Source organism: Pseudalkalibacillus salsuginis (genome assembly GCF_021646685.1).
GTDB classification, from domain to species: Bacteria; Bacillota; Bacilli; order Bacillales; family Fictibacillaceae; genus Pseudalkalibacillus; species Pseudalkalibacillus salsuginis.
The window spans coordinates 26,443-40,766 of sequence record NZ_JAKJHW010000003.1 but is presented as its reverse complement, the minus strand read 5'-3'; the positions used below and the strand labels follow the sequence as shown (position 1 = coordinate 40,766).

At 37.3% G+C, this 14,324-nt stretch carries 10 protein-coding genes; all 10 read right to left on the bottom strand.

Annotated features, from left to right (window positions below):
• Positions 1-2: 2 nt before the first annotated feature.
• The 10 genes from kduD to L1611_RS09630 all read right to left on the bottom strand — a co-directional run bounded on the left by kduD (position 3) and on the right by L1611_RS09630 (position 14,298).
• Positions 3-749: a 2-dehydro-3-deoxy-D-gluconate 5-dehydrogenase KduD gene (kduD, locus tag L1611_RS09675; protein ID WP_236312895.1), complete on the bottom strand. Its 747-nt coding sequence runs from the start codon at positions 747-749 to the stop codon at positions 3-5.
• Between the two features lie 12 nt (positions 750-761).
• A complete protein-coding gene (kduI, locus tag L1611_RS09670) occupies positions 762-1,592 on the bottom strand; it encodes a 5-dehydro-4-deoxy-D-glucuronate isomerase (protein ID WP_236312894.1) in 831 nt (276 codons plus the stop codon).
• A 56-nt stretch (positions 1,593-1,648) separates the two neighbouring features.
• Positions 1,649-2,866 (bottom strand): glycoside hydrolase family 88 protein, encoded by a 1,218-nt coding sequence (locus tag L1611_RS09665; RefSeq protein ID WP_236312893.1) that lies wholly within the window; start codon positions 2,864-2,866, stop codon positions 1,649-1,651.
• 67 nt (positions 2,867-2,933) lie between these two features.
• Positions 2,934-4,484, bottom strand: coding sequence for an extracellular solute-binding protein (locus L1611_RS09660; RefSeq protein WP_236312892.1), 1,551 nt, complete (start codon positions 4,482-4,484; stop codon positions 2,934-2,936).
• A 61-nt stretch (positions 4,485-4,545) separates the two neighbouring features.
• Positions 4,546-5,424 carry a carbohydrate ABC transporter permease gene (locus tag L1611_RS09655; RefSeq protein WP_236312891.1) on the bottom strand — a complete coding sequence of 293 codons (879 nt, stop codon included), beginning with the start codon at positions 5,422-5,424 and terminating at the stop codon, positions 4,546-4,548.
• 30 nt (positions 5,425-5,454) lie between these two features.
• Complete coding sequence (locus L1611_RS09650; protein WP_236313276.1) at positions 5,455-6,357, bottom strand: ABC transporter permease; 903 nt, start codon at positions 6,355-6,357, stop codon at positions 5,455-5,457.
• A gap of 239 nt (positions 6,358-6,596) precedes the next feature.
• The gene (locus L1611_RS09645) at positions 6,597-7,199 is read right to left on the bottom strand and encodes a YesL family protein (RefSeq protein WP_236312890.1); all 603 of its coding nucleotides are present in this window, start codon (positions 7,197-7,199) and stop codon (positions 6,597-6,599) included.
• Between the two features lie 22 nt (positions 7,200-7,221).
• Positions 7,222-9,741 carry a heparinase II/III domain-containing protein gene (locus tag L1611_RS09640; RefSeq protein ID WP_236312889.1) on the bottom strand — a complete coding sequence of 840 codons (2,520 nt, stop codon included), beginning with the start codon at positions 9,739-9,741 and terminating at the stop codon, positions 7,222-7,224.
• Positions 9,742-9,845: 104 nt separating this feature from the next.
• Complete coding sequence (locus L1611_RS09635; protein ID WP_236312888.1) at positions 9,846-12,749, bottom strand: Ig-like domain-containing protein; 2,904 nt, start codon at positions 12,747-12,749, stop codon at positions 9,846-9,848.
• 172 nt (positions 12,750-12,921) lie between these two features.
• Positions 12,922-14,298 carry an extracellular solute-binding protein gene (locus tag L1611_RS09630; protein ID WP_236312887.1) on the bottom strand — a complete coding sequence of 459 codons (1,377 nt, stop codon included), beginning with the start codon at positions 14,296-14,298 and terminating at the stop codon, positions 12,922-12,924.
• Positions 14,299-14,324: the final 26 nt, after the last annotated feature.

Genomic DNA, 14,324 nt, shown 5'->3' with positions numbered 1-14,324 from the left:
GATTAACGAGCCATCCATCCTCCGTCGACGGTAAGAACGTGACCATGTACATAATCAGAAGCTCTGGATGCCAAAAATACAGCTGTACCCCCAATATCCTCTGGCTTCCCCCATCGGCCTGCAGGAATTCTGTTTAGAATAGAATGATTTCGTTCCTCGTTACTCTGAATCGCTTCTGTGTTATTAGTCGCGATGTACCCGGGAGCAATTGCATTAACGTTTACATCATGGGGAGCCCATTCATTAGCTAATGATTTAGTTAAGCCTGCCACTGCATGTTTGCTTGCTGTATATGAAGGGACAGTTATACCACCCTGAAACGCAAGCAATGATGCGATATTAATGATTTTCCCATCGTTACGTTCAAGCATAGGCTTTGCCAATTGTTGCGTTAAATAAAAAAGTGAATTTAAATTGACATCAATAACGGACTCCCAATTTTCTCTCGAGAATCCAATAGCTGGCTCACGACGAATAATACCTGCATTATTTACAACAATATCAATCTTAGTTTCGGATAAAATACGCTCTGCAAAGTTATCAATCTCTTTTACTTCTACTAGATCCTGAAGGACCGTATGTACCTGTCGTCCCTCATGTTTTATAAGCCTCTCCGTCTCTTGCATATTATTCCTATGCCCATGTAATAGAAGATCTGCCCCTGCCTTTGCCATAGCCACTGCTATCCCCTGTCCAATGCCAGTTCTTGCACCAGTTACAAGAGCTATTTTTCCTTCTAATGAAAACATTTAAATCACCGCCTATCGTAGCTTACTCATCTCAACTGCTTCCATATCGATAAAGGTATAGTTTTCACCAGCCATCGCCCAGATAAAGGTATAGTTACTAGTCCCACATCCAGAATGTATTGACCAGCTTGGCGAAATTACCGCCTGTTCATTGCTGACGACCAAATGCCGAGTTTCATTCGGTTCTCCCATAAAGTGAAAGACACGGCCTTTTTCCGGCATATTGAAATACAGATACGCTTCCATTCGCCTATCATGAAGGTGTGCAGGCATCGTATTCCACATGTTATTCGGCTTAAGTAATGTCATTCCCATCATTAACTGGCAGCTTTGCAATCCGTCAGCATGAATGTATTTATAAATCGTTCTTTCATTCGATTCTTCAATTGAACCTAAATGAACAGGTTCAGCTCGATTAATCGTAAGCTTTTGGACCGGATATTCCTTATGAGCTAAAGATGAGACAAGATAAAACTTAGCTGGCTTACCATCATTTTCACTTTTGAATTTAACCTCTTTGTTTCCTAGACCTATATATAAACAATCTTTTTGTTCCAACTCATAGTTATCACCTTCTACGATGACCGTCCCCCGCTCTCCAATATTGATAATCCCTATTTCTCTTCGTTCAAGAAAATAATCTGTTTTCAAAGTATCTCCTGCATTAAGATGTAATGTATTTTCTGTTGGACATACACCTCCGATAATAACCCTGTCATGATGGGTATATGTTAAATGCATGTCACCCGGGATAAACAGACCTTCTATTAGAAATTCCTTTCTTTGTTTTTCAGTAGTGTAATGTTTAGTCTCCTCTGGATTCGTTGCATATCGTATATCCAAATTGAAACTCCTTTCTAACCTGTATTACACATGTATAATATCATCATCAAAAATTTTTACCAGTACAGATCCCATTCCTTAGTCATTCGCGTCAATGCTTCTAAATAAAAATAATCTCCCCACAAACACCCCTCATCGACTCCAATATTGCCCTTTTTGTAATATACCCCGTGCAACAATAAAGCGTTGGACTCCTCTTTCTCAGTAGTTGAGTAATTTTTTATTAATGAGTATAGTATTTGATTGGCCGCACTAGTGTAATACGATTTTTCTGCTCCCTCAGGGAGCCATTTCACAAGTTCCAATAACCCACAAACCGCTATGGCGGATGCAGAACTGTCCTTTTCTTCATGATCGTCCTCTGTAAAATCCAAATCCCAATAGACTACGAGGTCTTCAGAAATACGGTTTAAAAAGTAATTGGCTGTTGTTTTCGACATTTGTAAAAAATCTTTTTTGTTCGTATATTTATAGCTTAGTATAAAACCATAGATTGCCCAGGCCTGACCCCTTGCCCAGCTTGACTTATCAGTGAATCCCTGGTGTGTTTTACCATACAAAGGCTTTCCTGTTTCAGTATCAAAATAGTACGTATGGAACGTACTGCCATTTTCTCTAATGATGGTTTCCATTGTTTTTGTCGCATGATGAGCGGCAGCATTTTTATAGGTCATGTCATTCGTAACTTCTGTTGCCCAATATAGCAACGGCAAGTTCATCAGACAGTCGATTATAATCCTTCCTCTTTGATTTGGATCCCTCAAATCTCCCCATGCCTGTAGAATTAAAGCTTCTTCGAAGTAACGATTCATTAATGCATCTGCTGCCTTAAGTGCCGCTTCCTTGGCTTTTATATCTGATATCAAGTTATTAGAAGCAACACAAGAAAGTGTATAGAGGAAGCCAAGATCATGATGATTACAATCGATCATCTTTTCAATTCTTTGGATGAATGTCTCAACTTGTGCAGAACCTGCATCCCTGAACTCAGAGTCATTAGACAACTCAAACGCAAGCCAGTTGATCCCAGTCCAGAACCCAGTCGTCCAACCGATATTTTCTGCTGTTGTTTCCCCTGTATCTTCCCTCATTCGTATGGGGTAAATGTTATCTATTGTATGGTCGTGAGGATATTTAGCATAAAACTTTTGAAGGTTGTTCTTCGTTTTTAATAATGCAGTCTTAATTGCTTTCTGAATTAATTGTTCCTCAATTTTATACGACTTTTTAAAAGTCGGATTTATCATACCCTCATCTTTTACGTATACAGTCAAAGCTGACACCACCTTTTAAAAGGTAGAAATAACCGGTTGAAATACCCCGGTCATTTCTGATCTAACCTTACTTCCAATAATTTTTATCATTAATTTGTTTGTTATATTCTTCGATAATCTTAGCTCCACCTTTTTGCATATATTCTTCCACCATTTTATCCCAGTCAGAAATCGGTCTCTGACCTACTATCATTTTTGTTTGTTCATTAATTAATAACTGATTAAGTTCTCCGCCTTTTTGCTGGGCAGTTTCTGATACTATCCCATTAATGGGATTAACGTAATGTTTTGTATCTGAGTGCATTTTTTCCAAATCTGCTACTAGGCTCGAAAGTTTATCAACATTATAGTCCTTTGAATACTCATTCATTTCATCAGAAGGTGCCCACATTGAATTGTCTACTAAGTAAGTAGAAGGTGCGAGGCCATCACTAGCAAAGTTTTCAACTAGTACAGCTTTATCATCCTGCATAGTGTAGCCTGTTCCTTCATGACCCCACCACCAGTCAAAGTCATCATTATTGGAATTACGCTGATCTCTTGGATAAAATGTACGCCCAAAATCAAGCACTTCAAGAACTTTTTTGATTTTATCTGGATCCTTTGCCATTTCAGCAGATAACGCAATAATCCCCCCATAACCCGGATGTGCCGTATAACCAGTATTTCCTTCAGGGTCTTTAAACGGGTATATTGGTGCAAACTCTGCATCAGGATTAATTTCTAGAAGGCTTTGCATATATGCCTCTGACATCCCGCGAGGTGCACCTATAAAAATACCTGCTTTGCCAGAATAGAATTCTTTATTCGTATCCGCCCAATTAATAACTGAAAAATCAGGTGTAATAGCCTTTTCATCATATAAATCTGCAAACAACTCGATCAAATCTTTTCTTGCATCTGATATATACCCCGGAATATATTCTCCGTCTTCATTTTTATGAATCCAGGTATCAGCATTCCAATAGGCACCCATATCATAATCCGGGTTAATCATTTCACCTATAGCTATTCCGTACGTATCATTCTTACCATTACCATCTGGATCTTCTTTCGTAAAAGCGAGGGCTACTTCTTTTAGCTCTTCATAATCAGTTGGTACTTTAAGGCCTAGTTTATCAAGCCAATCCTTGCGTATAACAGGAGTCAAATCATAGATCGGATAATATGTTGGAATCCCATAAATTTCCCCGTCGACTTTCATAGCATCCCAGACATAGTCAGGTACATCTTTTAAAGTTGGGTATTTATCTATGTAATCATTTAAAGGCAAGAATGCACCCTGACCAGCCCACTTGTAATATTTCATGTCATCTCCTTTAAACCCAATCAAATCTGGAAGATCTCCTGAGGCAACAACCGCTGTAAGTTTTTCGTCATAATCTCCTTGCGGGACAAATTGGGGTTGGTAATCAACATTAAACTTCTTATTGATCATTTTTAACCCTGGACCGTCCTTTGGTGGTGGATCCCCATATCGGTAATCCATCGCTGTGATTTTTAATTTATTGTCTGTAGCTTTATCAGAATCATCGGTTTCTCCCATGAACGAACAAGCAGCCAACATTAATAATAAAGCCAAAATCACTACACTAAGATTGAGACGTTTTCTTAGCATTTTTCATTCCCCTCCATCATTGAAATTTGTGTAGAATCATCCATATAGCGCCAACTTCTTATTATCCTTTTACGGACCCAAGCAACACCCCTTTAGCAAAATGCTTTTGCAAGAACGGATAAACGATTAATATCGGTAAAGTTGCAAGTAAGATCGCTGCCATCTGAATGGTTTCTGGCGGTGGTGGATTATCCATTAACAGCTCAGATGCAGTGCCAAGCGCAGCATTCGGTTCGTTAACAACTACTATTTGCCTTAAGACGACCTGAACTGGCCATTTTGCTGGATCATTAATATACAAAATTCCTGTAAAATAGTTGTTCCAATGCATTACGGCGTAGAACAGCCCAAATGCAGCAAGTGCAGGTTTTGAAAGTGGAATCATGATTTTCCAGAAAATCTGTAATTCATTTGCACCATCGATTAAAGCTGCTTCATGAATATCATCAGGGACATTTTTAAAGAACTGACGCATAACGATTAAATAAAAGGGACTAATTGCAATCGGAATGATTAATGACCATACAGAATCAATTAATCCAGTCTCCTTGACAATTAAGTAAGTAGGAATCATTCCTGCATTAAACAGCACGGTAAATAATACAAAGAACAGAAAGAACCTCTGCCCAGCAATCGGTCTAGATAAGGCATACGCCATCGTTGAGGTAAAAAACAAGTTAATCAATGTACCAACGATAGTTACAAAAGTCGATATTCCAAGAGAACGGATAAAGTTTTCAGAGCTTAATATGTACTCATAAGCATCTGTTACCCAACGTTTGGGCCAGAGGAAAAATTCATTTTGCAAAAAGTCGGATAGTGTTGAAAAAGAAACGGCAAAAATATAAAAGAACGGAAAAATCATGATAACTGCAACAATAGCAAGAATAAAAACATTCAGGTTGTCGGCAATCCTTTCACTAATCGAGCGATGATGCACCAAAACCCCACCTTTCGTATACGTTTGGAGTTAATATAGCCCCTCATTTCCAAAGCGTCTTGCTAGTCTGTTTGCCAAAACAACAAGTATAAGACCTACAGCACCTTTAAATAGGCCAACAGCGGTTGCAAAGCTATAATCCGCCTGCTGAATACCTTTAAAGAACACAAACGTATCAAGTACATTTCCAATTTCCATATTGAATGGATTTAACATCAGAAAGATTTGTTCGAATCCTGTATCGAGTACATTTCCGAGTCTTAATATAACCAGGATAACGATTGTACTTTTTAAAGCTGGTAATGTGATGTGCCAGATTTGCCGCCATCTGTTTGCACCATCTATGATAGCCGCTTCATATAGCTGGGGGTTTATACCGGAGAGTGCTGCCAAAAAAATAATCGTTCCCCACCCCGACTCCTTCCAAATAACTTGAAGAATAATTAATGGCTTAAAATAAGCTGGGTCAGTTAAAAAAGGAATTGCTTCCCACCCAAATGTTGAATGTAGAAAAGCATTAATTAACCCTTCGCTTCTTAAGAAAACTACTGTTATCCCCACAACAATTACCCATGATAGAAAATGCGGCAAATAAATAATTGACTGGATGATACGCTTATAAAAATTTCCCCTCAGTTCATTGAGCATAAGTGCCAGAATGATAGGAACTGGAAATGCAAACAATATTTGCAAAAATGAAATATTCAACGTGTTCCAAATAACCTGTAAAACATCCGGTGTAGCAAATATATTTTTAAAATGCTTAAGCCCTACCCACTCGCTTTCCCATATGCCCTGAAATGGGTTATAGTCTTTAAATGCAATAACAAGTCCAAACATAGGAATATACTTGTAAACTATAAAATAGACAAGGCCAGGCAATAAAAGAAGGAATAAGAAACGCTGTTTCCATATCTTTTTCCCAATTTTCATTGGCTTACTAATAGGTTTTGCTATTGTTATTTCTGTATCTTTCTTAGTGGAATTGGTGATCGTAGTTTGATTTTCCACTGACTTCAACCTCCCCCTTGCTCTTTTAATAAATATGTATTTGATACCTGTATATAACCTGTATATATAGAGTAAATCAAATAAATGCTTATTTCAACATAATTTTCTAATTATTTAAAACCTTTTTAATTTTTAGTTGAATCTATTCTACTTTTTTGGGGTTATTGGTGGAGTTTAATGAATAACTTATTTGCAAACCACATGATAAAAAGAGCTGGAGCACTAATTGCAAAAAAAGGGATCAAACCTGGAACAAAGAAAATCAAAGCGTTAATTCCAAGGACACCTGCAAAAATTAATACTGGCACCATTGGATTAGACATTACTATATAAAAACCATTTTTTAGATACTGTGAAATTTTTAAATTCTGATGAACATAAAGTGGAAAAATGATCAGGAGTAATGAAAGATACAAAACTATTAATAGAAAAGTAAAATAGGTCAGGATCAGAAATATGATATGATTCATGGAACGGAAAAAGCTCAAATCAAAGTAAAGTATAAAACCAAGAACAGTTAAACAAAATCCAAGTTTATTAGACTTGAAAAATTCCTTGATGTAATATGTTTTAAATACCTCAAAAGTCTTCGGCTCATTCCCTTTCAGCCATTGCCTCATAACTGCAAAAAGACTAACCGTTGCAGGTACTATACCAAAGATCCCTACCCCTACTATGGTGAATATCCCCCAAAGAATATTTATATATGTAAGCTTAATCATCCATTCAAGCAGAACGTTCACTTTACCCATAATGCCCGCCATTCTCGTTTCCTCCTAGCGTGTTTTAAAATTCCCTTTCGATTTCAAGCTCGTAATTTCCCTTTTTAAGGGACAAATTTAGGCAAGAATCGGTAAAATTGTACCTAGTTTCGTATAAATCTCCATTTATTGTGACTAAAGGCTTATCTGGATAAAAAATAGATAACTTCGTCTCTTCATTAAGGGTTAATTTACATGTCATTTTGGTTTTTTCGTGAACAATAGTCATGCTTATAGGATGATTTGACGCTACCAAAGTTCTTTGTTTCCATATCACTTCTGAACCGGAAATAACTGCAAAGCTCTGCAATTCTTCGGTCTCCTTATCGAATCTTATATGAAACTGTTTAGCTTTGAATTCTAAATCATTGGTCTTTTGGGTTCTGTCCATATAATATTCATCATCTAAAGCGTCATATAGAATACCTACTTCATCTTCATATAAATAGTCAAGCTTTACGAAACCTTTATTGAACACAACTGAATAAACATCGATTTTGGGGAGCTGTTCTTTTCGATACGGTAGAAGTAAAGTAACTAGATTTCGCTTTGGTTGATACTGAGGAAAATTTATATTCACATAAGGTCCGTATTTTTCTGCTCCAGCATATTCCTCTAATGTAATAATTGTTTCTTGTGGCGAAAAGCTCTTGAAATCAACTTGTCCTGTTTCGCCTTTAAAAGTTAATATATCATTCGATACATCAGTACCGACTTTTATTTCCTTACCGTTTTGAAAGAGTTTTGATTGAGTATGGAATAGAAAGTTTAGTGGATGTTCTTCTGCACCTACTACTCTATCAATAATCAGGTAAAATGCTTGATCAATAAACAGCACCTTACGTTTCCATAGATCTAAATATACATCGTAGCTTTTTGTCGCATCTCCTTCTACATAGCTATAAGTTGCTGATATGAACTGAGCAGATATCTTTCCTCCCCCTCTTTTCGTTTGGCCCATTTCTCCAATTAACATACAGTTATGCCCTACCGTACCAGTTGTAAAGTCATTTCCGGGACCCGGAACATAGTCCTGGTAGCCCGGATTGATCAGCAACCAGTCACCGCCTACATTTAGAACGAAATTATTTTGGTCAAAATGGTTGTGTCCCCTGTTTGAAGCCGAGGAGGTAAACCCAAGAAAATGGTCGTCTTTTCCCCAGCCGCTTCTAAGGCTCGCCCATCCGATTTTGCTAAATACTTTTGACTTATTCTTTTTATAAAATTCGTCAGGTGAAACAGCTGTTCCTTGATTTTTCAAATGGATAATTAATTCGGGATTTTCATTTTCATATTTCTGTAAATACCAATATCCAACCGGATAATTATTCGTACTTGCAAAAACAGCCATTAAATACATCAGATCCAACTTATAAAAGGAATCTGATAAGTTTGCAAATGAATTCTTTTCACCAGTACCCATAAAATAAATAAATTGTTCTGGAAGCTGCTCTTTAAAATACTCATGGTGAATCAAAGAACCCTCCCCAGTTACCCTGTTTAAAACATCAGCTGCGAGTATAATATGCCTGGCAGCTACGTTCGTATATAATAATCCTTCCGTTTCTGTAGTAGTCAGTCGTTTATCCAGATAAGTTTTCAAATACTCATACGACGAATTGATATATTTATTTAAGAAAGGTACTTTATCGGCAATTGTCAGACTACCAACCAGCATGGCCACTTGCTTAGAGGCAATTATATTATGTGGATCAAAATTTCCGATATCAATTGCCAGAGGTTTTAATCCCTTATCCCTGATAGCCTCACTGATTATGAGCCGTTCACTTGAAGAGAGCGTATTGTATATACTATCGAATCCAACGGCAGCGCCAAGTGTGAAATGGGCGTTGCTCAAGTTACCTTCCGCATTGCGATATGGGAATTCATACCATCTCGTAAATGTTGATAAGGCTAAAAGATACTCTTTCACTATATTCGCATATTTCGACTTTTGGGTCATAAGGTAAGCAATAGAAAGGATTTTAATTCGTTTTTCAATGGCTCTCGAATACATCGTCCAATATGGATAATCGTCAAATCCAGGAGGGTCACCCATGTAAGCAAGTTGTGTGATCGGAAGAGGAATTTCAAGTTCATACGGAGTTGTGGCATATTTAATGACAAACGATTCTTCATTTGAAAAATTGTCAGCTATGTTTTCTAACTTAGTCCAGTTGTCCTTCAACCAGAAGTCTTCATTATTTAAATATCGCTTCATCTTTTCTAATTCATGCTTATTAAATAACAGTCTAGGATGAGAGGTTTCTTTTAATGAAAAAATAGCTTTAACAGGAGGCAAGACTTTAATATTCTTTACGAATTGAATTTTCTGTTCCTTTAAATGGACTTCGATGCGAACCTTTGTCTCCCCTTGAGTTATTGCTATGAGTTTATTGCCTTCCCACTTTAATATATCCTCATCTTCGACTATAGCATTTACCATTTCCGGTGAAGGGTAAATAGAAAACCTAGTTTCCTCACCAACTTCTAATGTATTAATATCGGTCAGCTCCACATCCTGTTTTTTATTGTTTTTAATCATTTCTCCCCCACCTTACCTGTATTTAATTTGTATTTTAAGTCAGTATAACGATACTTCTTAAGCAATAACATGAATTGAAAAGCCAGGCCAGCGCCTGGCTTTCCTTAATCTGTTACCGTGATTGTCGCTGTTACCGTTTTCTCTCCATCAACGCTTTCAGCAGTAATCGTGGCTTTACCGGTGGAAATAGCAGTTACCGTTCCATCGCTACTTACTTCAGCAACCCCACTGTTACTCGAACTCCAGTTGATACCTTGCACCGTTGCAAAAGAAGGCTTAACACTGGCTTCCAGCTTATAAGTTTCATCAACTGTTAATGTCACATCACTTTCAGACATTGTAACCCCTGTCACTTTTACGACATGATCCTCAAAGGTATACCGCCAAATGTTATTACCGTTCGATAATACGCCTCCTTCAATAAAATAGATATTGCCATAATTATCTTTTGCGAGACGTTTGGCATTTTCTTTTAGAATAGTGACTTCCTTCGTTTCAGCATTAATTCGGAAGAACTTTTGGTCTACCGTTCCGTATATATTTCCATCTTGTCCAAGAACTAGGGATGCACCTACACGCTTAATGTGTGCTCCCGGAAATTCAACTGATGAATATACTGTTTCTCCTTTGTTTGGATCAAATATAAACAATGTATCCTGTGCAAGCCCCCATAAGTGACCCTCTGGACCCTTAATTAGAGCTCCAATTGATGTTTTCCCAGGTACCGGAACAGATTCATATTCTTTTTCACTAGACTCGATATCCCAGGAAAATAATTTCGCTTCTGTTTCTACTGGTTCCTGCCCTGTTCCACCATATACACTTGTTCCAGCCCATATTTTATTTTCTTTTTCTGCTAAAGAAATCACACTTTGGTTTTGCACAATATGACGATATACGTCAATCTCTCCTGTTGTGGTGTTATATATCGAAAGTGCTCCTCCTAGCTTTCCATAGTCCGGGGTAGATGCAATGTAAAGCTCATTCCTTTCTTCGACCGCTTCAATGGCAACGGTACGATTTTGCTCAAACTCATCATGTAATGAGAACAAGTGATTCAGGTTTCTCCTTCTATCCCATGGTCTGGTTGTATCATACTCATATAATCTGGCTCCTGGATAAACACCAAAGTAAATTTTATTACCTATGGATGCCATGCCTTCCATCTGACCAAGACCCGTTTCTTGTACGGTTTGATCTGTCGTTGGATTATAAATCCCAACCCCCCCTCCGATGAATCCGGAGCTGTAAATCTTACCGTCCGGTCCGGCACCGATATTATAAATGTCTGTTGGTTGAGGAGGCAGGTCCAGTACTGACTTTTTCAAAGCACTCGTATTAAGGTTGTATTTGAAAAAATCGCCATTATAATTGCCTACAAATCCAACAAGGTTTGTTCCGTTAAATGCATCTCCAGAAAGTTCTGGATAAGCAAAACCGATAACAGCCCCACCGAGGTTCACTGTTTTACCACCTATTTTTACCTCTGTCGCCTCTTTTTGGATGAGATTGTACTCATAGAGTATTCCTGCATAGGTATAATAAATTTTTGTCCCATCAGGTGATAGAGGGGACACACCTCGAGAATGAACATTCATTTCATAGTCTATTTCACCTGTTTCTTTATCCATTACGAACATTTGAAAATTCGGCTCGAGTTTTACAAATAGTTTTCCACCTTCTAAGTTTAAATCATAGACAGAAATGTAATCTTTATATTTTTCAGGCAGAATGTTTTCCTTTGTTCCAGTATTGATATCATATTTGATTAAGTGTGCGTGTGCGCCTACGCCCGCATAAAGAACATGTTCCTCTTCATCATACGCAACGCTTCGTACATATTCTTCGCCTTGTTGCATCACACCAAAATCAGTGAATCCTTCTTGAGGATCATATTCAAAGGTATGACCATCATAATATGTTCCTCCATAAACCTTTCCATCTTTACCAGGGGTTAGATCCCAGATAACCGTTTGCCCTGGTACAGGCTTTCCTAGATTAACAACCTCTCCAGAGCCTGGGACATACTTATAAAGACTTCCATTTGGAGTTGATCCAGCATATACTGTTCCATCGCTGGCTACAGTAATTGCCCATGCCACTTCCGCTTCAGGAAGAGACAGCGTTTTTATTACCTCTTCTGTTTCAAGATCAACAATAGCCAGCTTTGCAGGATCTCCGGCAATGACCGTATAAGCTACTTCCCTGCCATTTTCATCTTTTCCAAAAGCACCTTTCATGATCGTAAGTTTTTCAATTTGAGTACCTAAGTCCTTAAAAGCCGGTTTAATATCAATAACTTCATATCCTTCTGCAATCAGCTTCCCTTCATCCGAAAGTATTTTAAAGGAAATTGCATAGGAACCGGTAACGGTAAATTTCATGGTTGTTTTTAATGTTTCTTCATAGTTGGAAGGTAGATTAAATGAATCAGTTTGAAACGAATTTTTATAGGTGTTAAGTTCTTCATTCTGTTCTAAATTTACGAGTACATCACCAGGTCCAGCTATTTTTTCAAATGAATAATGAACATTATTATAACCGTGCTTCTTCTCCTCTATTGTGCTTATGGTAATTGGAACCGGTGTCTGCTCTCCTGTTCCAACACTGTCGGGAAAGAGAAATTTTACTTGATAATCTGATTTATTTTGAGGAACATTTCTCACAGTTACATCAATCTCATCTGTTTTTCCCAAATATGTAGCTTTAAGAGTGGTGTTTCCTTCTGAAATTCCTACAACATTTTTCCCCTCAACTCGTAAAACATTTTTATTATCAGAATCTAATAAAAAATCTTTAACTTTAAAAGCGTTGTCATTTTTGTTCTTCCCGATCACTTGCACCTGCTTTGTATCAGAAACCTTTAAATTTAATGATTGAGGGACAATTTTAATCCAGTCTAATTCATCTTTTTCAGGACTTTCCTTAGCAAAAGTACCACCAAAACTTAAGAAACATAATAACAGAATAACGATCCCTAACAAACTACGCGGTATTTTCCGTCTCATCATCTACCTCCTAAATATACTTGTATTTTACTTGTATACAAGACTAAATTAATGTCATTTTATGTAGTTTGTCAATAATATTCAGAAAATTACAACCATAAATAAGGCTTTAGGCTGTAAAAAGGGGCGGTGGTGGGTCTTAAGTCGTATAACCAAAAATAAAAGCCGAGTCTTATGATTCGGCTAACTGTTGATTCATCATCTTTTCGATCCTTAAACAAGCTTCTTTCGGGCTTTCCATATTGGCCCATAGGAGGTTTAATTCACTTTGCAAAAGTTTAACTTCTGATGAAGTAAGGTTTAGTTCATTGATGGTATGTGCATATGGGAGTACTTCAATAAATGCATTATAATTTTTGGGGTGAACTTTGTCATCAAGAAGAGAATTGTCTTCTGCCACTGAACGTAATACAGGAATTGTACAACCAAATTTCTTTAAAATGGTTTGAGCCTTTTTACTAACCATAAAATCGATCATATCCTGAGCGACCGCTTTAACTTTAGAATTTTTATTAATAGCGAGCCCTCCACCTAGCAACAAAGTTGATGGCAATTCTTTCTTGGGAACCGGGAGAACATCCCAGCGTATGTTCTTTCCTCTAAATTCGTTTAAATAGTAATAAGTTGTCAAAATCATAGCAGCACGCTCTTTCTGAAAAATATCTTCAGCAAGCTGATTACTTCCATGGGTAAAGATTGGAGAAACGTTGTACCTATACATTAAATCAATGCAATATTGTAATGCTTCAACATTTGCCTTATCTGCAAAAGTAAAACGATTTCGATTAGCTGTCATTAATCGTCCATGGTTTTGTAATAAAAAAACGGGCCATCTATGGTAAGAGGATGAAAAAGAAAAACCGTATTGCTCAACAAGACCATCACCATCAAGGTCTTTCGTACATTTTTTAGCAACTTCCAATAGTTCATCCCAATTATTAATCGAATCTACGTTCAAACCCGTTTCTTCAAAAATTTTTTCATTATAACAAATGACAACGGGAGAAAATAAAAGAGGTGTTGCTACCATTTTTCCATGATAAGAAAACATTCCAAATACTTGTCGATAACTGTCCCTATCTTCGTCTAAATTAGACGACAAATAAGGTTCAATTAGATTCATTTTTCCAGCTTCCATCAGTTCGCGAAACTGTGAATCGGAAACCATAAATAAGTCTGGCCCCTTACCTTGTTCCATTTGTCGAGTAAGCTGATCGACATATTCTACTTCAGGAAGAATTTGAAAATCTACTTTAACATACGGGTTATGTTCTTCATACTCAGTAATGATCCTCTGTATGATATCCAGTTCATAAGAGGTCGAAAACCATGCGAGCTTAATGGTTTGCCGAGAGATTTTTTCACTGAACACTACCCTGTTTCCTTTCCCAGGTATTTTCTCAATCAAGCCTTCTTCCACAAGATTCGCAAGTGCTTTCCTGATTGATACCCGGCTTAATTCATATTGTCTGCTTAATTGATTTTCAGGAAGAATAAACTCTCCGCACTTGATTCTCCCACTTATGATTTCATTTTTTAATTCTGTCAAAAATATGTTATATTTTTTTTCGAATG